The sequence below is a fragment of the Algibacter miyuki genome (assembly GCF_030409805.1).
Lineage (GTDB): Bacteria > Bacteroidota > Bacteroidia > Flavobacteriales > Flavobacteriaceae > Algibacter > Algibacter miyuki.
Genome location: NZ_JAUFQP010000007.1, coordinates 716303 through 737894, shown reverse-complemented (window position 1 = coordinate 737894; position 21592 = coordinate 716303). Strand labels below are relative to the sequence as shown.

At 35.1% G+C, this 21592-nt stretch carries 13 protein-coding genes; 11 read left to right on the top strand and 2 right to left on the bottom strand.

The features are described 5' to 3' along the window. Positions 1–31 precede the first annotated feature (31 nt). The 11 genes from QWY92_RS06175 to QWY92_RS06125 all read left to right on the top strand — a co-directional run bounded on the left by QWY92_RS06175 (position 32) and on the right by QWY92_RS06125 (position 18390). Complete coding sequence (locus QWY92_RS06175) at positions 32–454, top strand: OsmC family protein (RefSeq protein ID WP_290269397.1); 423 nt, start codon at positions 32–34, stop codon at positions 452–454. Positions 455–517: 63 nt separating this feature from the next. Then, complete coding sequence (recJ, locus tag QWY92_RS06170) at positions 518–2212, top strand: single-stranded-DNA-specific exonuclease RecJ (protein WP_290269396.1); 1695 nt, start codon at positions 518–520, stop codon at positions 2210–2212. A gap of 112 nt (positions 2213–2324) precedes the next feature. Then, positions 2325–3593 carry an MFS transporter gene (locus QWY92_RS06165; RefSeq protein ID WP_290269394.1) on the top strand — a complete coding sequence of 423 codons (1269 nt, stop codon included), beginning with the start codon at positions 2325–2327 and terminating at the stop codon, positions 3591–3593. Between the two features lie 243 nt (positions 3594–3836). Beyond that, a complete protein-coding gene (locus QWY92_RS06160; protein ID WP_290269392.1) occupies positions 3837–4667 on the top strand; it encodes a cupin domain-containing protein in 831 nt (276 codons plus the stop codon). A 69-nt stretch (positions 4668–4736) separates the two neighbouring features. Then, positions 4737–6533, top strand: coding sequence for a translation elongation factor 4 (lepA, locus tag QWY92_RS06155; RefSeq protein ID WP_290269390.1), 1797 nt, complete (start codon positions 4737–4739; stop codon positions 6531–6533). 1015 nt (positions 6534–7548) lie between these two features. Then, positions 7549–8751, top strand: coding sequence for a glycogen synthase (glgA, locus tag QWY92_RS06150; protein WP_290269388.1), 1203 nt, complete (start codon positions 7549–7551; stop codon positions 8749–8751). A 36-nt stretch (positions 8752–8787) separates the two neighbouring features. Next, positions 8788–10056: a glucose-1-phosphate adenylyltransferase gene (locus QWY92_RS06145; RefSeq protein ID WP_290269386.1), complete on the top strand. Its 1269-nt coding sequence runs from the start codon at positions 8788–8790 to the stop codon at positions 10054–10056. A gap of 126 nt (positions 10057–10182) precedes the next feature. Next, on the top strand, positions 10183–12120 hold the full coding sequence (locus tag QWY92_RS06140) for an alpha-1,4-glucan--maltose-1-phosphate maltosyltransferase (protein ID WP_290269384.1): 1938 nt from the start codon (positions 10183–10185) through the stop codon (positions 12118–12120). A gap of 1 nt (position 12121) precedes the next feature. Continuing rightward, on the top strand, positions 12122–13750 hold the full coding sequence (locus tag QWY92_RS06135) for a trehalose synthase (RefSeq protein ID WP_290269382.1): 1629 nt from the start codon (positions 12122–12124) through the stop codon (positions 13748–13750). 6 nt (positions 13751–13756) lie between these two features. Beyond that, positions 13757–15664 carry a 1,4-alpha-glucan branching protein GlgB gene (gene glgB / locus QWY92_RS06130; protein WP_290269380.1) on the top strand — a complete coding sequence of 636 codons (1908 nt, stop codon included), beginning with the start codon at positions 13757–13759 and terminating at the stop codon, positions 15662–15664. A 329-nt stretch (positions 15665–15993) separates the two neighbouring features. After that, positions 15994–18390, top strand: coding sequence for a glycoside hydrolase family 31 protein (locus QWY92_RS06125; protein ID WP_290269378.1), 2397 nt, complete (start codon positions 15994–15996; stop codon positions 18388–18390). A gap of 400 nt (positions 18391–18790) precedes the next feature. On the opposite strand, the gene QWY92_RS06120 is transcribed toward QWY92_RS06125, so the two are convergent. Then, on the bottom strand, positions 18791–19954 hold the full coding sequence (locus tag QWY92_RS06120) for a hypothetical protein (RefSeq protein ID WP_290269371.1): 1164 nt from the start codon (positions 19952–19954) through the stop codon (positions 18791–18793). 18 nt (positions 19955–19972) lie between these two features. Further along, the gene (locus QWY92_RS06115; protein ID WP_290269369.1) at positions 19973–21574 is read right to left on the bottom strand and encodes a SusD/RagB family nutrient-binding outer membrane lipoprotein; all 1602 of its coding nucleotides are present in this window, start codon (positions 21572–21574) and stop codon (positions 19973–19975) included. Positions 21575–21592: the final 18 nt, after the last annotated feature.

Sequence of the window (21592 nt, the reverse complement as noted above, 5' to 3'; positions counted from 1 at the left end):
ATAGTATTTTTGAAGAAAATAATTCAGAATAATGAAAAATCTTATCACTACAACCTGGTTGGGCGAAATGAAGTTTGAAAGCACAAACCCATCTGGACACAACTTATTTATAGATGCCGGCGAAGAAAACGGCGGCAAAGGAGAAGGTTACCGTCCAAAAGCATTAATGCTATCTGGTTTAGCAGGTTGTTCTGGGCTTGATGTAGCCTCGTTAATTAAGAAAATGAAACTTGAGGTAGACACTTTTAAAATAGAAATCGAAGCTAATCTTACCGAAGAACATCCAAAATATTACGATAAAGTAACCATGCAATTTCATTTTTATGGTAGCGATTTAAATGAAAAAAAGCTTCAAAAAACAGTCGATTTATCGATTGAAAAATATTGTGGCGTTATGGAAATGTTTCGTCAGTTTGCCGAAATGAAAGTTGAAACCCTGTTTCATAAAAAATAACTTACTGATTTTTAACCTCCTAACTTTAAATGTTATACATTTAATTCTGACTCCCTAAGAACTATGCGTTGGACACTAAAAACAGAACCCGAAACTAAAAAAATAGAAGCCTTACAAGAAGCACTTCAAGTTGATGCCACAATAGCAACGTTATTATTACAACGCGGTGTAGAAACTTTTGAAGATGCTAAAAAATTTTTCAGACCTAGCTTAAAAGAATTGCACGATCCTTTCTTAATGAAAGACATGGACAAAGCCGTTGCACGTATTGAAAAAGCGATTGCAAACAACGAAAACATTTTAGTTTATGGCGATTATGATGTTGACGGAACCACCTCAGTAGCCCTCATGTCTACGTACTTAAAATCGGTACACAATTTAGTTTACACCTATATTCCAAACCGCTACGACGAAGGTTATGGTGTATCTTATAAAGGCATCAATTTTGCTTTAGAAAACAATTTCACCCTAATCATTGCATTAGATTGCGGTATTAAATCGGTTGAAAAAGTAGCCCATGCTAAAAGTTTAGGCATCGATTTTATTATTTGCGATCACCACAGACCGGGCGATCAAATACCTGAGGCTTCAGCAGTTTTAGACCCTAAAAGAGAGGACTGCGAGTATCCATATAAAGAGCTCTGCGGTTGCGGTGTAGGTTTTAAACTGATAGAAGCTTTAGCTTCAAAAGAAGGCAAAACAGCCGCAGATTTAACCGAATATTTAGATTTAGTGGCTACTGCCATTGGCGCCGATATTGTGCCCATCGATGGAGAAAATCGCGTTTTAGCCTATTTTGGTCTGCAGGTGATAAACACCAATCCGCGGCCTGGAATTAAAGCTATTTTAACTCAAGTTGAAAAAACAGAGCTCACCATTACCGATGTTGTTTTTGTAGTCGCACCACGAATAAATGCTGCTGGCCGAATGAAACATGGTAATTACGCCGTTACTTTATTAACGGAAGAAGATGAAACTTTAGCCACAAAATATGCTGAAGAAATTAACGATTACAATCTGGAAAGACGCGAAACCGACAAAAAAATAACAGAAGAAGCACTTAAGCAAATTATAGAACACAAAGAACAAGACCGTTTAACCACCGTAGTTTATCATGAAACTTGGCACAAAGGTGTAATCGGTATTGTAGCGTCTCGCTTAACAGAAACCTATTATAGACCCACTCTAGTTTTTACTAAAAGTGGCGAATTTTTAGCGGCTTCAGCACGCTCGGTTAAAGGGTTTGATGTTTATAATGCCCTGGAAGCTTGTTCCGAACATATAGAACAATTTGGAGGACATAAATATGCTGCCGGATTAACATTAAAAGAAGAAAATTACGAAGCCTTTAAAAAAGCTTTTGAAGATGAAGTGTCTAAAACCATAGATCGCGATTTATTAACGCCAGAAATTAAAATTGACGCCAAAATTGAATTAAGCACGATAGACTCTAAGTTTAATAGAATTTTAAAACAGTTTGCGCCTTACGGCCCTAATAATATGACTCCCGTATTTTTAACCGAAAACCTCGTTGATACCGGCTACGGAAAACGTGTTGGAGGCGATAAAACACATTTAAGACTCACAGCAAAACATCCTGATGCTCCAGAACAACTGGTTGGAATAGGTTTTAGTATGGGCGATAAATTTGATATTATTTCCGAAGGAAAACCATTTAAAGCCGTTTATTCTATAGATGAAAATGAATGGCAAGGCAATGTGAGTTTACAAATGAAATTACGCGATATTAAGTCTTAAAAAAGGCCTTTTCGGAAAACATTAAAAAAGTATAATTAATTTATTAGTTATACTTTTTTAAGTTTGAACTTTATTTGAAAACAAAAATCAAGTTTTCAACAAGATAATAACCATGGCAAAAACCGATCCTTACGCCGCTCTGCGGATTAAAGAATTCAACATATTTCTATTAGTGCGTTTTGTACTTGTTTTTGGCTGGTCTATGCAATTTATCGTTATAGAGTGGCAAGTATACAGCATTACTAAAGATCCGCTTTCACTTGGTATTATTGGCTTAATGGAAATTATACCAGCTTTTACCATGGCACTTTTTGCAGGGCATATTGTAGATCAAAAAGAAAAAAGAAACCTTTTAGCGCTATGTATTGCCGCATTTTCACTCATTAGTTTTGGTTTATTCTTACTCACATGGGATAAAGTTGTGGGCAATTGGAGCACTACAACCATTTTATATTCCATTTACGCTCTCGTCTTTTTTGGAGGTTTTTTACGATCCTTTTTTGGACCAACCATTTTTTCCTTAGTTGCATTAATTGTTCCTAAAAAAATATATCCAAATGCCGCCACTTGGAACAGCTCTACATGGCAAATGGCAGGTGTTTTAGGGCCTGCTTTTGGAGGCTTCTCCATCGGTTGGATTGGTGTACATTGGTCGTTATGCATTATTTTCGGACTCGTACTTTTATCCTTTTTTATTCTATTAAACATAAAACGTAAACCTATCTTAAATCCGAAAATTGGAGAGCCCGTTATTCAAAGTTTAAAAGAAGGTGTCAATTTTGTATTTAAAACCAAAGCCATTTTAGGCGCTATGACTTTAGATATGGTTGCTGTACTTTTTGGCGGCGCCATTGCATTGCTTCCTGTTTTTGCTCAAGATATTTTAAAAGTAGGTAGCGAAGGTTTTGGTGTTTTGCGTGCTGCACCAGCTGTTGGTGCGTTTCTAACCATGTTGGTTACGGCTTATATTCCGATAAGTAAAAATGCCGGTTTAAAACTACTAGCGGCTATTTTTGGTTTTGGAGTTTGCATTATTGTGTTTGGGTTATCTTCTATTTTTTGGGTTTCCGTTATGGCTTTATTTTTCAGCGGTATGACCGATGGTGTATCTATGGTGATAAGGCAAACCATTCTTCAAATAAAAACACCCGACCATATGCGTGGACGTGTATCATCGGTAAACTCAATGTTTGTAGGGTCTTCAAATGAATTAGGCGCTTTTGAAAGTGGAATTACCGCTAAGTTTTTCGGAGCCGTAACCGCTGTTGTTTTTGGTGGTACCATGACGCTACTTACTGTTGTTGCTACAGGATTAGTTTCACCTTCATTCCGGAAATTAGATTTAACAGCCGATTTAGAGGCTCACGAAAAAGCTGATTAATACGGTGTTTAAAACATCTTAAAACGGAAGTATTCCGAAGTAAATCTTCCTTTTCAAAAGGAAAAACACCCTGAGTTTTCATTCATTTTCAATATTTTATAAAACGTTATTTCTTCAGAATAAAAAATTTAACACATTCGTAAATACGTCGTAAAACCTATAAAAACTAAAGGTTTCCGCTCCTATTTCAAATTAAAATAATAATTGTATTTTAACCGAATACTAAACGAAACATAGATAAACATGAAAAAACAATCATTCATATTATATTTTGCGCTTGTACTTTTATCATTTACAACAGTAAACGCACAAAATATACCTGTGGAAAGTCTGAAAACAGATTTACCTGAAAATGTTCAACAATACACTAAACCAATTCTAGAAAATGAAATAAAAGGCATTTTTGTAGAACAGATAGCTTTAACAAGCAGCAATGCCATTTTAGACGAAACAAAAGACGGTTTTAAAACTATTTACTTGTTTTTTAAAGGCGAAGGCCAGGTAACAGCCGGCGATAAAAATTATGATATTGTACCGGAAACCATTTTATTACCTAACGCTATTAGCACTATTAAGGTAAAAACTACGGAAAATGATACGTTACATTACTTGAAAATATCAAGTAAATTAACAGACCAGGATCTATTAGATTTAAAAGAATTCCCTGCGGAAAACACACAGAATGTATATTATGCAAAATTCACCGATTGCGAACCTTACACCGAGCCTATAAAAAGTCCGAATACAGTAAGTCGTACCATTATGCCGAACAAAATTATCCCAAGAATTGCTATGGGAACCGTGCAAACTAAAGGCCCAGACAAAGTAGACCCGCACGAACATCCCATGTTAGAACAATTATTTTTAAGCTTATCGGAAAATAATACCATTGTTTATGCCGATGAAGACCAGGTTGCTTTACCAGAATACGCGCTACTTCACATCCCTTTAGGCTCTAGCCATTCGGTAACCGTAGAAGAGGACGATGTGATGTATTATGTGTGGATGGATTTCTTCTTAGACAAAAAAGGAGAAGAATGGTTAAAAACGCATAAAAAAATTGAAGATGAATAAGAGTTCTCATTATTATTAGCTAAATAATTAAACTATCTTTGCAAATCTTTTTTAGAAGAGATTCCTTATATGAAAAACATTAGAAACTTCTGCATTATTGCACACATCGATCACGGAAAAAGCACACTTGCCGACCGTTTGTTAGACTTTACAGGCTCGGTAACGGCCAGAGAACAACAAGCACAACTACTTGATAGTATGGATTTGGAGCGCGAACGTGGTATTACCATAAAATCGCATGCCATCCAAATGGACTATGAGTTAGATGGGGAAAAATATGTATTAAATTTAATAGACACTCCCGGTCACGTGGATTTCTCTTATGAAGTGTCTCGATCTATTGCAGCATGTGAAGGTGCTTTGCTTATTGTTGATGCCGCACAAAGCATCCAAGCGCAAACCATTTCTAACTTATACTTGGCTTTAGAGAATGATTTAGAAATTATTCCAGTGTTAAACAAGGTAGATTTACCAAGTGCAAACCCAGAAGAAGTTACCGATGATATTGTAGATTTATTAGGCTGCGACCCAGAAGAAGTTATTCACGCTAGTGGAAAAACAGGTTTTGGAGTAGAGAATATACTAAAAGCCATTATCGATCGTGTTCCTGCACCTAAAGGGGATCCAGACGCGCCATTACAAGCCTTAATTTTCGACTCGGTTTACAATACTTTTAGAGGTATTGAAACCTATTTTAGAGTTTTTAATGGTGAAATAAAAAAAGGACAAAAAATTAAATTCGTTGCTACAGATAAAGAATATTATGCAGACGAAGTAGGAACTTTAAAACTAACCCAAGTTGCCAAACAAAGTGTAAAAACGGGCGATGTTGGATACTTAATTACTGGTATTAAAACCGCTAAAGAAGTTAAAGTTGGAGATACTATTACCGATTTTGCTAACCCAACTACCAATATTGTTGAAGGTTTTGAAGACGTAAAACCAATGGTATTTGCAGGTATTTACCCTGTAGACACAGAAGATTACGAAGAACTTAGAAACTCTATGGAAAAGCTTCAATTAAACGATGCCTCTTTGGTATTTGCTCCAGAAAGCTCTGCCGCACTAGGTTTTGGTTTCCGTTGCGGATTTTTAGGAATGCTACACATGGAAATTATCCAAGAACGTTTAGAACGTGAGTTTGATATGACGGTTATTACCACTGTTCCCAATGTATCGTACCACGCGTTTACAAACAAAAACCCTGAGGATGCCTTTATTGTAAACAACCCATCGGATTTACCCGATCCTTCTACCGTTAACCGTGTTGAAGAACCCTATATTAAAGCTACTATTATTACAAAATCTGACTTTGTTGGTAACGTGATGTCGCTTTGTATTGAAAAACGAGGTATTGTAATCAATCAAACTTATTTAACGCCAGAACGTGTTGAACTTACTTTTGAAATGCCTTTAGCAGAAATTGTTTTCGATTTTTACGATCGTTTAAAAACGGTTTCTAAAGGTTATGCCTCTTTTGATTACCATCCAATAGGTATGAAAACATCTAAATTAGTACGTTTAGATATTTTATTAAATGCACTTCCTGTTGATGCGCTTTCAGCTTTAATTCATGCAGATAACGCTCAAAATATTGGTAAAAAAATGTGTGAGAAGTTAAAAGAACTTATTCCACGTCAACAATTTGATATTCCAATTCAGGCTGCTGTTGGTGCTAAAATTATTTCGAGAGAAACCATTAAAGCACTTCGTAAAGATGTAACAGCAAAATGTTATGGTGGTGATATTTCTCGTAAAAGAAAATTATTAGAAAAGCAGAAAAAAGGTAAGAAACGTATGCGTCAAGTAGGTAACGTAGAAATACCTCAGCAAGCGTTTATGGCTGTTTTAAAGCTTAACGACTAAATATTCCTTTAAAAAAAAGGTATATTTAAAATATAAAAGACAGCATTAATGATAATCATTAATGCTGTCTTTTTCTTTACAAGCATTTTTTTATCTAGGTTGCTTTCCTTAATTTCAAACTAAACCTTCTTATTAGCTCATATCTATCGCTTTTAAACGCGTAATATAAGTTAACCCTAAACATCAACTTCAGCAGAAATAACAGCGGTAAGAATAGCGCTATAACTAACATCGCCTAAAACAACATTATGAATTTTAAAAATTCATACATTTTACATAAAATAAGCTCCAATATCTCCTTGAAATTTTCTGGATAAGGTGATAATTATTCCGAAGAAAAACACTCTAACCAAACATCACAAAAGGCCGAATAGCTCTTTTTTATGATGCCTTTATTTCCTACAAAACAGCGCAACACCCATATTACATTTTATCATATATTAAAAATTTCATAAACACTGAATTATTCTTATTTTTAACTAAAAATACAGCATATTTCAAATATTTTTAAGAATAAAAATCACGATTTCGCAAGTCTAATACGTTTTAAGCAAAAATTATTATTAATAATTTCGATTAAAACCAATAACACCTTTTTTTCTTTAAAAATATTATATCAACAAATTTGTTAACAATTATTTTGTATGTTTATAACATAGTAATTTTTTTTATTAATTAAACTTGCAACAACACATAACATCAACGTGTTTAACCTATTACAAACTCGAGTTATTTATTTAATTTTCACAAAGTAATTACTAACAATTTTTCAAATTCTGAACGTCGTTTTGTTTCTTTTGCAACAAAACATATCATATAAAATGATGTTAATATTTTTTTAAAATAGTATTTAAAAAAATTAATAATTCAATCTAATTGTTGTTGTTTTATGTGATATTAAATGAGTTAGAAACAATTTAAACAAGAAACATGAACATAATCAAAAACATAATTGCTCCAAAAAATTATTGATACGCCATGTTTCTACTAACAATAAAACAACAAAAACAACTAAATGAAAGCACTTTTTTACACAAGAGAATTTCCACCGTATGTCTACGGAGGAGCAGGCGTACATGTTGAATATTTAGCCGATGAGCTCGCTAAATTAATGAAAGTAGATGTGAGATGCTTTGGAGATCAAGACTCTAAAACAGATCAATTAAGTGTAAAAGGTTTTCCGTTTGACAACCCAGTTTTCGATGGTGCAGACGATAAATTAAAATCGGTTTTTAAAACATTAAGCACCTGTATTCAAATGAATACAGAACCTATTGATGCCGACGTAGTGCATTGCCATACGTGGTATGCTCATTTTGCCGGTATTGTAGCCAAACTTTGCTACGGCACACCTTTAGTTATTACAACGCATTCTTTAGAACCTTTACGCCCTTGGAAACGCGAACAATTAGGTCGTGGTTATGATGCCTCATCATGGGTAGAAAAAACCGCCATTGAAATGGCCGATGCTCTTATCGCCGTTTCTGAAGAAACTAAAGAAGATGTTTTAAAACATTTTGATGTTGACGAAAAAAAGGTACACGTTATTTACAACGGCATAAACCTAGAGCAATATGTTGAAACCACAGCAACCTCAACTTTAGACGAATACCAAGTAGATAAAACAAAACCTTATGTCCTTTTTGTAGGCAGAATTACACGTCAAAAAGGAATTATTCACCTTGTAAACGCTATTAAATATATAGATCCAGATACGCAAATTGTACTTTGTGCAGGCGCTCCCGATACTCCAGAAATTGGAAAAGAAATGGAAGATGCCGTAAACGAAGTTAAAAAGACACGTAAAAACGTGATTTGGATTGATAAAATGGTCACCAAAGAAGAAATAATTCAACTGTATTCTCATGCTGAAGTATTTTGTTGCCCATCGATTTACGAACCTTTCGGAATTATAAACATAGAAGCCATGGCCTGTAACACAGCTGTTGTTGCCAGTGCTGTTGGTGGTATCAAAGAAGTCGTTGTACATGGCGAAACCGGCCTACTTATTCCGTTAGAACAACAAACCGAAGCACCTTTTGAACCCATTGATCCCGATAAATTTTCTAGAGATTTAGCAAACGGCATAAATACCGTAATAAATGATAAAGCTTTAAGAGAAACTATGGCGGCTAATGGAAGAAAACGCGTTGAAGATTACTTCGACTGGGTAGCTATTGCACAACAAGTAGAAACACTATACAAGTCATTGATATAACTAATTAAATAACAAAACTAAAAAAAACCAAAGCAGATGATAAACGACAAAGTTTTAGCCATTGTTTTAGGAGGTGGCCAAGGATCTAGACTCTACCCATTAACCGACAGAAGATCTAAACCCGCAGTGCCTATTGCAGGAAAATACAGACTGGTAGATATTCCAATTTCCAACTGTATCAATGCCGACATTAAACGCATCTTTGTATTAACACAATTCAATTCAGCATCATTAAATAAACACATAAAAAACACCTACCACTTTAGTTTTTTCAGTAGTGCATTTGTTGATGTATTAGCTGCCGAGCAAACGCCAGAAAGTAAAACATGGTTTCAAGGTACTGCCGATGCGGTTAGACAAAGTATGCATCACTTTTTAAGCTACGATTTTGAGTATGCTTTAATTTTATCGGGAGATCAATTATACCAAATGGATTATGATAAAATGATTGAAGCTCACGAAGCCGCTGGTGCCGAAATTACTATTGCAACCATTCCGGTTAACGCTAAAGACGCCACGTCTTTTGGTATTCTTAAAGCTAATGATGAAAACGTAATTACATCTTTCATTGAAAAACCAGATGCAGAATTATTACCAGAATGGACTTCAGAAGTTAGTGACGAAATGAAATCTCAAGACCGAAACTACCTGGCTTCTATGGGGATTTACGTCTTCAACAAAGATTTACTAATCAAACTAATGGAAGATCCGGATACTATTGATTTTGGTAAAGAAATTATCCCACAATCTATCCACGACCATAAAACCTTAAGTTACCAATATGAAGGCTATTGGACAGATATTGGAAATATCGATTCGTTTTTCGAAGCTAACCTTGGCTTAACCGACGATATTCCTCAATTTGATTTATACCACGAAAAAAAACGTATTTACACGCATGCTAGAATGTTACCAACGACCAAAGTAGCAGGAACGGTTTTAGATAAAGCCGTAATTTCTGAGGGTTGTATTATTGGCGCTGCAAAAATAGAAAAATCAGTTATTGGTATTCGTTCTAGAATAGGTAAAGAATCAACAGTGATAAATACCTATATGATGGGTAGTGATTACTATGAATCTTTAGAAGAAATTGAATCTAAAAAAATAACTGTACTCGCTGGTATTGGAGAACGCTGCTTTATTAAAAACTGTATTTTAGACAAAAACTGCCGTATTGGTGATGATGTTAGAATTAACGGAGGAAAACACCTAGCAGATAAAGAAACCGATACTTACTTAATTAAAGACGGTATTGTCGTGGTTAAAAACGGAGCAACAATTCCTTCCGGATACGTTATTACATGATAAAAAAACGCGTTTTATAAACGCTATATTCACTAAAATAATAGTCCACTTTAGCTGCTAAATTGAATTTGGCAGCTAAAGGTGGCTAAACAATAACCTATTGATTACCTTATAATTAAGCAAATAATGCAAAATCAAAAAAGAGTTGTAATTGACTATGTTTCGCCAACGGTTAATGATGGCAAATTTTACATTAAGCGTGTTGTAAATGAAATAGTAAATATAGAAGCTCACATTATGGCCGATGGTCACGATGTTTTAGGCGCTTCCGTACTATTCAAACACGAAAACGATAAAACCTGGCAAGAAACCAGAATGGTATTAAGCTCTAATGATGAATGGAGAGCTGACTTCACGGTTGAAAAGCAAGGGCTTTACGACTACAAAGTGGAAGCTTGGGTAGATTATGCCTTGAATTGGAGATATGGCCTAATAAGAAAGATAAACGATGGCCAGCACGTAGTTTCAGAATTACTTGAAGGTGCAGAATATATTGAACCGCTTATTAAAAAAGTAAACACCGAAGATAAAATATATCTAGAGCATTTATACCGTGTTTTTAAAGATGAAAATCAATACGGTGAAGCTATTACCGAAGCCGCAAAAGGACGTCTTTATGATATATTCTTTGCAAACCCAATAAAAATATTAGCAAATACATCGAAAACATATCAAGTTTATGTCGATAGAAAACGTGCACGTTTTAGTACTTGGTATGAGTTTTTCCCACGTTCAACTTCAGAACACAAAGATGTACATGGCACATTTCACGACTGCGCACGCTTACTACCAAGAGTAAAAAACATGGGCTTCGATGTGGTTTATTTACCGCCCGTACATCCGATTGGAGAAGTTAACCGAAAAGGAAAAAACAATACTACCGAAGCTAAACATGGCGATGTAGGTTCTACTTGGGGCGTTGGTTCGCAATATGGCGGCCACAAAGATATTCACCCACAATTAGGCACTTTAGACGATTTTAAACACCTCATTCAAGTCGCAAAAGATAACAACCTTGAAATTGCTATGGATTACGCCTTACAGGCAGCGCCAGATCATCCTTGGGTAAAAGATCATCCAAAATGGTTTAAGTGGCGCCCAGATGGCACGGTACAATATGCCGAAAATCCACCAAAAAAATACCAGGACATTCTTCCTATTTACTGGGAAAGTGAAGATTACAAAGCGCTTTGGAACGAATGTTTAGACGTCATGCTATTTTGGGTAGATTGTGGAATCAAAGCTTTTAGAGTTGATAATCCGCACACGAAACCGTTCTATTTTTGGAACTGGATCATTTCTGAAGTAAAAGCAAAACATCCCGATGTTATCTTTTTAGCTGAAGCCTTTACGTCACCAAAAGTGATGAAACAGCTAGCTAAACAAGGTTATACACAATCGTACACTTACTTTACTTGGCGCGAAAGCAAACACGAGATTATCGAGTATGTTGAAGAGTTAACTACTAGCGAACTTAGTGAGTATATGCAACCTAATTTTTGGCCAAACACACCAGATATTAACCCATATCACTTGCAAGGAGCCAACGAATCGAAACACATTCAACGTTACGCACTCGCAGCTACTTTAAGTTCTAGTATCGGTATTTACGGACCGGTTTTCGAGTATATGTTATCAGATCCATTATTAGGAAAAGAAGAATATTTGAATTCTGAAAAATTCCAAATCACTCATTACGATTGGAACATTCAAAATAAATTAATCACGATTATTGCGAAAATCAATTTCATTAGAAATCATAATCCAGCTTTACAGCAAACCAACAATATTAAATTTTGCTATATAGAAAACGATAATTTATTAGCATTCTATAAATGGAATGATGATCGTACCAACGAAATTCTAGTGGTTATCAGTTTAGATGAGCACAACTCACAACAAGGCACTGTACAGATTCCGTTGCAAGATTTAGCCGTACATCAAGGTCACAACCTAGAAATGCACGATTTAATCACCGATAGTCGCTACAATTGGAATAATGAATGGGCGTACGTAGAATTACATCCAACAATGCCTTTTCATATTTTCAAGATAAATAAATAGTATGTCAGAAACTGCTACAATATCAACTTTAAAACAACCTTTCCAATTTAATAAAAGCTGGGAAGCGTTGCTTGATAATAACGACTTTGTAAAAGTGTTTTTATCAGATGTTTTAGAGGATTATATTGTGAAGCAACGTTGGTATGGAGGAAAATCAAGCCAGCTAAAATACATTGAATTAGCGCAGTTTTTTAAAATCCAGCACGAAGGCGAAGTTTATTATGGTCTAATTTTAGAAGTTAATTTTGTTGAAGCTTTTTATCAGCATTACTTTTTACCGATTGCTTTTGTAACCGATGAAAACTTTGCTCCAAAAGAAAGAATACTTCCTATTGAAATTGACGGAAATGCGGGATACATTATTGATGCTATAAACCTAGAGGCTTTTAGGGCCTTAGTATTTAAACGTATTGCAAATGCCGAACCCAAAGACACCACCACCGTACAATACCATAAAAGCCATTTGTTCGAAAATAAAACGTACGAATCGTCACGGTGTATGGGTATAGAACAAAGCAATACGTCGTTAATTTACAACGATCAATATGTGTTGAAGTTTTTCAGACGCATTTTTGCCGATAAAAATCCGGATTACGAAATGAGCCGGTTTTTATCAGAAAAAAAAGAATTTAAAAACACGCCATCCTATCTAGGAAGCATCAATTTAGTAGATTCTGATCATGTTAATATCACCATCGGACTTTTACAAAATATGGTGCCCAATAGCGGTAATGCGTGGGATTTTATTCTGAAGGAATTACACAACGTATTTTTAAATTTAGAGCACAAAAATATTTGTATTGATACCTTGCCTAATACTGCGTTGTATCAACGTTTAAAAATTAATGATATTCCGCCACAAATTATAGATTGGGCAGGTTTAAATTTATTTATGCAAGTGCAAACTTTAGCAACACGAACCGCAGAAATGCACATTGCTTTAGGTTCTGAATTTGAAGAAACCGCATTTACACCAGCACATTACAACGGAGATTACGAGGTTTGGCTTAAAAACAAAATGCTGCATCAATTTCAAAACAGATTAAATATTGTTGAAAACAACATCCATAAATTAGAAGGCTTGGCCGTAGATTTAGCCAAGGAATTCCTTGATAAAAAAAATGATATTAGAAAACGTTTTATCGATTTCAATTGGACCAAATTAAAAGGTGAACGCATCCGTATTCATGGCGATTATCACCTGGGACAAATATTAGTAAACGATAATGATTTCTGCATTATCGACTTTGAAGGCGAACCAGAAAGCACCATTAGAGACCGAAAAGTAAAACAGCCACCACTAAAGGATGTTGCAGGTTTATTTAGGTCGTTTCATTACGCTATTTATGCAACTATTTTCAATAATAAAACAGAGTATCCTGCTGAACAAGAACCGTTATTTAAAGCCGGTGAAATATTATACCGTTACATTACCAACTTGTTTTTAGGTACTTATATTAAAAAAACACAAAACGCCAATTTAAACGTTGGTTACAGTCAAGAACGCATTTTTATATTAAAATACTGCTTATTAGAAAAAGCAGTTTACGAATTAGGTTACGAGCTTAATTCGCGCCCGAAATGGGCTGTAATTCCTTTAAAAGGAATTTCTAACATTATAAATCATTAAAATTTTATGGCACAAGTAAAACCGTATAGTTTATTTACCGAATTCGACATCGACCTCTTTAAAGGAGGTAAGCACTACAGACTTTACGAAAAAATGGGGTCGCACCTAGTTACCGTCGATGGTATTGAAGGCACTTATTTTGCCGTTTGGGCACCTACTGCAAAGCAAGTTTCTGTAATTGGTGATTTTAATTACTGGATGGAAGGCGAGCACCAATTAAATGTTCGTTGGGATTCTAGCGGTATCTGGGAAGGTTTTATTCCACTTGTTGGAAAAGGCACCACGTACAAATATAAAATCCAAAGTAATAATAACGATATAAAAACTGAAAAAGCAGATCCATACGCACGTCGTTGCGAGCACCCACCAAAAACAGCTTCTATTGTTTGGGACGATTCTTACAAATGGAAAGATAAAGATTGGATGAAAAAGCGTAAAGCAAAAAACGCTTTAGACGCGCCGTATTCAGTATACGAAGTTCATTTAGGATCTTGGAAAAAGCAAGTTGAAGAAAACCGTTTTTTATCGTATTTTGAATTGGCAGACGATTTAGTAAACTACGTAAAAGAAATGAATTTCACACACGTAGAGCTTATGCCTATTATGGAGTTTCCTTACGATCCGTCGTGGGGTTATCAACTTACCGGCTATTTTGCGCCATCGTCTAGATTTGGATATCCAGAGGAATTTAAATATTTAGTTGATAAATTACACCAAAATGATATTGGATTAATCCTGGATTGGGTGCCATCGCACTTCCCAGAAGATGCACATGGTTTAGGCTTTTTCGATGGGTCAAATCTATACGAACATCCAGATCCTAGAAAAGGATATCATCAAGACTGGAAAAGTTTAATTTTTAACTACGAACGTAACGAAGTCAAATCATTTTTAATTAGTAATGCCGTGTATTGGATGGACCAGTTCCATGCCGATGGTTTACGTGTTGATGCCGTGGCTTCTATGTTATTTTTAGACTATTCGCGTGAAGATGGCGAATGGGAACCAAACATTTATGGTGGCCGAGAAAACCTTGCCGCTGTAGATTTCTTAAAAGAATTAAACCAAGAAATATACGCATCATTCCCTGATGTACAAACCATTGCTGAAGAGTCTACGGCATTTCCAGGAGTTTCAAAACCTGTGTTTTTAGGTGGTTTAGGTTTTGGTATGAAATGGATGATGGGTTGGATGCACGATACCTTAGAGTATTTCGCTAAAGATCCCGTGTATCGTAAATTTCACCAAAATGATATCACCTTTAGTTTAGCTTATGCGTTTTCAGAAAACTTTATGCTGCCGCTTTCTCATGATGAAGTGGTTTACGGCAAAAAATCGATTTTAGAACGTATGCCTGGTGACGAGTGGCAACGCTTTGCCAACCTGCGTTTGCTCTACGGCTATATGTTTACACACCCTGGAACAAAATTAAATTTTATGGGTGGCGAATTTGCTCAGTACAAAGAGTGGGATTTTGCAGGTAGCTTAGATTGGGATTTACTACAATATGATTCTCATAAAGACTTTCAAAACTACTTTAAATCTTTAAATAAATTATACACCTCTACACCTGCCTTGTACGAAAAAGCATTTTCGGGTGAAGGTTTTGAATGGATAAGCTATGACGACAATGAAAATTGCGTAATATCATACATTCGTAAAGGCAAAATTGACAAAGATGATGTTGTTGTAGTTTGTAATTTAACACCAACAATTAGAGAAAACTACCGTATTGGTTTACCTATAAAAGGCAAACTTAAGGAGATTTTTAATAGTGATGCTAAAGAATTTGGTGGTAGTGGCGTTTCAAACAAAAAGCAAATCGCGATAGAAAAAGAAACTTGGAACGGTAGAGATTTTTCAGCCGAAGTGACTTTATCTCCTTTAGGCGTAACTGTTTTTCAATTTAAATAACGTAAACAACAAACGGAAGGTTTTTCTGCTTTTCCAATAGAACAAGAAACACCAATGGTTTATATTTTTAATTAAGATATTTCTTATTGGTGTTTTTTAATCTATCGGTGCTTATACCCCGTGCAGCTTCAAACAACACACTTTTTATATTTTTTTTAACATTTCAAACTTACTAAAAGGGATTATTTTACAATAGTTTAAACATTCCACGACTAAACCCCTATATATTTGAGTTTTATACATTATTTCGCTTTTATTTTTACTAAAAAGAAGTCTAGTAACTTTATAAAATTCAGTAAATTTGTTACTTAATTTTTAATACCCTCCTTATGATATTAAATACGGAATTGGAATACAAAGGGAATTTATTTCCCTCAAACATAACAAGTTATAAAAAAGATGTAGACGTACTACATTTTTCCACTTCAAATAATGTAATTCTTAAATTAACTGTACTTCGCGATAGTATGCTTCGATTTACTTACACCACTGTTGGTAAATTTGAAAGAGATTTTTCTTATGCTATAAACGAAGACGCAAGTAGAGGTTACAACCATTTAGAAATTAATGACGACGATGAAAAATACGTTGTTACTACGTCAAAATTAATTTGCCATATTCACAAATCGGATTTAAGAGTTTCTTTATATGATGCTGTGGATAAAACGATTATTTGTGAAGATGAATTAGGTTTTCACTGGGAGGAAAGTTACGAACTAGGAGGTGATATTGTTAAAATGAGTAAAGCCGCGCAAAACGGTGAAAGCTATTACGGTTTAGGTGATAAACCGCAACATTTAAACTTAAAAGGACGTCGTTTTGAAAACTGGGCAACCGATTCTTATGCCTTCGGAAAAGACACCGACCCGATTTATAAAGCAATTCCGTTTTATACCGGTTTACACAATGGTAAATCTTATGGAATTTTCTTTGATAATACTTTTAGAACATACTTCGATTTTTGTAGTGAACGTAGAAATGTAACGAGTTTCTGGGCACAAGGTGGCGAAATGAATTATTATTTCATTTACGGTCCTAAAATGCAAGACGTTGTAACCAGTTATACAGATTTAACAGGAACTCCAGAATTACCACCATTATGGGCTCTAGGGTATCACCAATGTAAATGGAGTTACTACCCAGAATCTAACGTAAAAGAAATTACCTCTAAATTTAGAGAACTCCAAATACCATGTGATGCCATTTATTTAGACATCGATTATATGGAAGGTTTCCGTTGTTTTACTTGGAGCGACGAGTATTTCCCGAATCCAAAACGTATGGTAAAAGAACTTGCCGATGATGGTTTTAAAACCGTAGTTATTATAGATCCAGGTATTAAAATAGATAACGAATACAGCGTATTTAGAGAAGGTTTAGAAAAAGACTACTTCTGTAAACGTGCCGATGGCCCTTACATGAAAGGAAAAGTTTGGCCAGGTGAGTGTTATTTCCCAGATTTTACCAGACCAGAAGTTCGCGAATGGTGGGCTGGTTTATTTAAAGAATTAGTAGAAGAAATAGGTGTTAAAGGTGTGTGGAACGACATGAATGAGCCTGCTGTAATGGATGTACCAGGAAAAACATTTCCGCCAGATGTACGTCACGATTACGACGGCAACCCTTGTAGCCACAACAAAGCACACAACATTTACGGTATGCAAATGGCCAGAGCCACATACCATGGTTTAAAACGCTATAATTACCCAAAACGTCCGTTTGTAATTACACGTTCGGCATATTCTGGAACGCAACGTTATACCTCAACTTGGATGGGTGATAATGTCGCTTCTTGGGAACATTTACAAATAGCAAACATACAAGCGCAACGCTTAGCTTTATCAGGATTCTCGTTTGCAGGATCGGATATTGGTGGCTTTGCAGAACAACCAAATGGCGAATTATACGCACGTTGGATTCAATTAGGGGTATTCCACCCATTCTGTAGAACACACTCTTCTGGAGATCATGGCGATCAAGAGCCATGGGCTTTCGATGAAGAAATTATCGATGTTGTTCGTAAGTTTATTGAAATTAGATATCAATTATTACCATACTTATACACATCATTCTACCAATATTCGGAAGATAATGTACCGATGTTAAAATCGTTAGTTTTATTCGATCAAGATGATGCACAAACACATTACAGAACAGACGAATTTATTTTTGGTAACCAAATTTTAGTTTGCCCAATAAACGAACCTAATGCCAAAGGCCGCCGCATGTACATTCCAAGAGGCGAATGGTACAACTTCTGGTCTAAAAACATGGTTGTTGGTGGAAAAGAAATGTGGGTTGATGCCGATTTAGATAGCATGCCAATTTTTGTAAAAGCCGGAGCTGTTGTGCCAAGATACCCAATACAACAATATGTTGGTGAAAAGGTTATTGATCAATTAAATTTAGATGTTTACTATAAAGCAGGAAAAGAAGATTCTGAACTTTATGAAGATGCTGATGATGGTTACGATTACACTAAAGGACGTTACAGCCTAAAGAAATTTAACTTAGCTGGAACTGAAGATAAATTAATTATCAGAATTCATAAAAGAGGTCAATACATTACCACTTATGATACTTTTAAAATTAATTTATACGGTTTACCTTTCGAAGTAAAATCTATAAAAGTAGATAATGAGTATGTTGATTTAAAAGACGTGCAATTCGAAAACAATACCTTAGTTGTTACTAAAGAATTTACTAACCTTCAAATTAAAGGTTAATACACAATAAATTATTTCATATAAAAAACCCTTTTAAGTCTATACTTTTAAGGGTTTTCTTTTTTTTAGCAAATGGCAAGCCACCGCGCTATCCGTTACTAGTTTTGGCTCGATGCGCGCCTCGCCAAAAGCTAACCACTACTATCGCTTTTGCAACTATCCGCCATAGTATTACCTGTTTCTAAGTTTAGGTTCAATCATCTTTTCCTTGTTCTTAGAATATTGATAACCTCAAATTTTATATATCGAGATAAGACAGACGTGCTTTTTTAGACGGTATCAATGCAAGGGAATAATGTTAAAAATAGCCTACAAACAAAAAAAACCTGCAAAGTGTAAAGCACCTCGCAGGTTAGTATAAAAACTAGTTTTAAGTTTAAAATATATCGTTTCTATTAAATTATTCTTCTGGTACAAAAACTAACATTTCATCAAAAAAGAATCGTTCAGTTGGTTGATTAGCTTCAGCATCGATAGTTAACGTATACGACACCACATTTTGCAAGAAATTGGTACCAACAGTATTCCATCTACCCATAAAATCTTCCATAGCGTCCGCACGTAAATCCACTAAATCTCTAACTTCTATAACACCTCCAGCCTTTTCAATTTCAACATAAATATGTAGAAAATCGATAGTTTCCCAAGAGGTATCTGCAAGAAAATATTTTATTTGCACACCTGTAGAAGGGTTTACACCAGGATCTATAACAACTTTATCAAACACCAGTTTAATTAGACCATCGGCATCCTCAATTTGATAGCCTTGAACACCATCAGGATACGATCCAACTTGAGTTGTTGATGTTGTAACGCCTATTGGTTCTGACACAAAACCATTGTCGCCAGCACCATTACCTGTACTTGTAAAAAAAGTTCTAAACCCTATTTCATCATCGACACCAGTTCCTTTGGCAACATACATCACTGGACGCTCTCCAGTGTTATTTAACAATTCACCATCTACATCTTGAACTGCTGCAGGTCTTGTATAGTTAGCATCATTAGTTTCAGGTTCCTCAAACGAAGTTCCTCTTAATTTTTTTGGAGGTGGAACAAAAAAGCGTACAGTAAAATCCATGGCTTGTTTTGTGGTATTAATTAATAATCTGGGCACCGTATTACCGCCTTCATTTTCATTTGTAGTAGAATTAAAATCTGGTACTTCACCTGAATATATGCCATCTGGTGTTGTTACCGTAGCTACAAAACGAAACTCATCTGTTTCATCTACATCTGCCATAGTAAGTCCAAGCGCATTAAGAATGGTTGGGAAATCAATTGACAAATTTGCTGGAAAAGCATTGAATACTACAAAATCTAACACTTCATTGTCTTCATGTATTAAAGCTAATGAATACTTTGTTGCATTATTATTGGCATCAATTAATTTAGATTCTATATTAAAACTATCAATCTTTAAAAAATCGTAATTAAATACTGTTGGAACTTCTTGAAATTCTATATAACCTCCTCGGTAAGAATGATCTTCCAACAAATTATTGTCATTGGTAGAACAGCCGAAAAGTAAGACACAAAAAAACCATTTATATATATGTTTCATAATTATTTTTTTTAGTTATTATTTGATAAAACCATCTGGATTGTTATCCCAAAACACTTTTACTGTCGTTGTTTTTTGGTTCAATGAGGTATTGGCATTTATAGCTTCCTTTGGATACAGAAAAGTTCTTGGGAATGGAATGCTTACATTATCAACAGGCTCCTGTATATTAGAAGGGTATCCTGTTCTTCTATATGCGTTATAAGCTGCTATAGAATTTCCAAATCCTGCTAAATAAGATTCAGTAATAATAATATCCAGTTTTTCAGCATCTGAAGCAGCATTTGCATAAGATGCCATAACCTCAGCAACATAATTATCTACATCTGTAGTTGTGGCTGCAAAAGCAGGATCAACAGGTGAAAAATTTAAAACCTTGTCCATAGATAACCTAATACCTTCTTCCAATAAAACAGCTGGATCTCCAGTGGTTCCTAATGTTAAAGCAGATTCGGCCATTAGAAACTTAACGTATGACGCTGACAATAGTGGTAAAATACCTGCGCCACCTAAATTTGGCGATTCTACAGCCGTTACAAAGTTATCGGCATCAAAAGCACCACCACCAGGATATAAGCCGTAAATAGTTCTTAAAAAGCGGTCGGCACGGCCTGTTCTTTCATCTCCATGGTCTATTCCTGAATACAAATCGCCTACGTAGCAATAATCATAATCTGGATTTCCAGTACAGATTATAAAACCCGTAGCCACAGGGTCTGTATCAGACTGTCTGTAAACATAGTAACGTAATCTTGGGTCTGGTTCGTCCTTCGAATCTTTAAGCATATACATAAAATAATTACTTATATATTCGAACATCCCGTTTGTTGAATAACCTCTTTCAAAATAAAAATGTCTGCCATCAGGCGATATCTCTGTAGAATAACTAAATTGAAAATCGCCCGCTCCTGTTGTCGTTACGCCACTAGCTATTAAATTATTTATTTCGTTAACTATATTTGGAACGCTTGAAAAATTTGCATTAACCAAACGTGTTTGAAGTAACATTTTCAGTTTTAACGAACGTGCAAAATTAATCCACTTTTGGGTGTCACCTTTAAAATATAAATCGGTGAAAGGTTTAACAGTCGCTACATTCAAATCTGCTATAGCATCATCAATATCCATCAACACACTATCATAAATAACAACACTATCATCCGTTTTAGGATTTGGACTACTTAAGCCTTGAAGCGCTTCAGAAAAAGGAATATCACCAACATAATCTACCATAGTTGCTGTTGCATAACCCGTTAATAGTTTGGACATGGCACTATGAAATTTTAAATCTTCATTGCTTGCTGCTAATTCTTGAAGAATTTTATCATTAATTCTCATGCTATATAACGAGGACCATTCTAAATTTAGCACATCATCTGAAACGACATCTGAGTAAGAATCTGTCATGGCTTCATAACGCATAATATCGTCCGTATTTCTTACATGTTCTCTCATAATGAGTTGAAACTGATATTGCACTTCGTTTAGTAAAAAATCAGGACTTACATCTTCAGGGGTTAATTGACTTGGGTCGTCCTGAAAGTCAAAGTCTTTCAGCTCGCATGAAACACATAATATGCTTAATACGATACTTGTAAATAAAAATATTTTCTTAGTCATTTTTATAAATTTTATATA

What these genes read in the sequence shown, in the direction of transcription:
- QWY92_RS06175 (WP_290269397.1), top strand. Translation starts at nt 32, where the DNA reads ATGAAAAATCTTATCACTACAACCTGGTTGGGCGAAATGAAGTTTGAA.
- recJ (WP_290269396.1), top strand. Translation starts at nt 518, where the DNA reads ATGCGTTGGACACTAAAAACAGAACCCGAAACTAAAAAAATAGAAGCC.
- QWY92_RS06165 (WP_290269394.1), top strand. Translation starts at nt 2,325, where the DNA reads ATGGCAAAAACCGATCCTTACGCCGCTCTGCGGATTAAAGAATTCAAC.
- QWY92_RS06160 (WP_290269392.1), top strand. Translation starts at nt 3,837, where the DNA reads ATGAAAAAACAATCATTCATATTATATTTTGCGCTTGTACTTTTATCA.
- lepA (WP_290269390.1), top strand. Translation starts at nt 4,737, where the DNA reads ATGAAAAACATTAGAAACTTCTGCATTATTGCACACATCGATCACGGA.
- glgA (WP_290269388.1), top strand. Translation starts at nt 7,549, where the DNA reads ATGAAAGCACTTTTTTACACAAGAGAATTTCCACCGTATGTCTACGGA.
- QWY92_RS06145 (WP_290269386.1), top strand. Translation starts at nt 8,788, where the DNA reads ATGATAAACGACAAAGTTTTAGCCATTGTTTTAGGAGGTGGCCAAGGA.
- QWY92_RS06140 (WP_290269384.1), top strand. Translation starts at nt 10,183, where the DNA reads ATGCAAAATCAAAAAAGAGTTGTAATTGACTATGTTTCGCCAACGGTT.
- QWY92_RS06135 (WP_290269382.1), top strand. Translation starts at nt 12,122, where the DNA reads ATGTCAGAAACTGCTACAATATCAACTTTAAAACAACCTTTCCAATTT.
- glgB (WP_290269380.1), top strand. Translation starts at nt 13,757, where the DNA reads ATGGCACAAGTAAAACCGTATAGTTTATTTACCGAATTCGACATCGAC.
- QWY92_RS06125 (WP_290269378.1), top strand. Translation starts at nt 15,994, where the DNA reads ATGATATTAAATACGGAATTGGAATACAAAGGGAATTTATTTCCCTCA.
- QWY92_RS06120 (WP_290269371.1), bottom strand. Translation starts at nt 19,954, where the DNA reads ATGAAACATATATATAAATGGTTTTTTTGTGTCTTACTTTTCGGCTGT.
- QWY92_RS06115 (WP_290269369.1), bottom strand. Translation starts at nt 21,574, where the DNA reads ATGACTAAGAAAATATTTTTATTTACAAGTATCGTATTAAGCATATTA.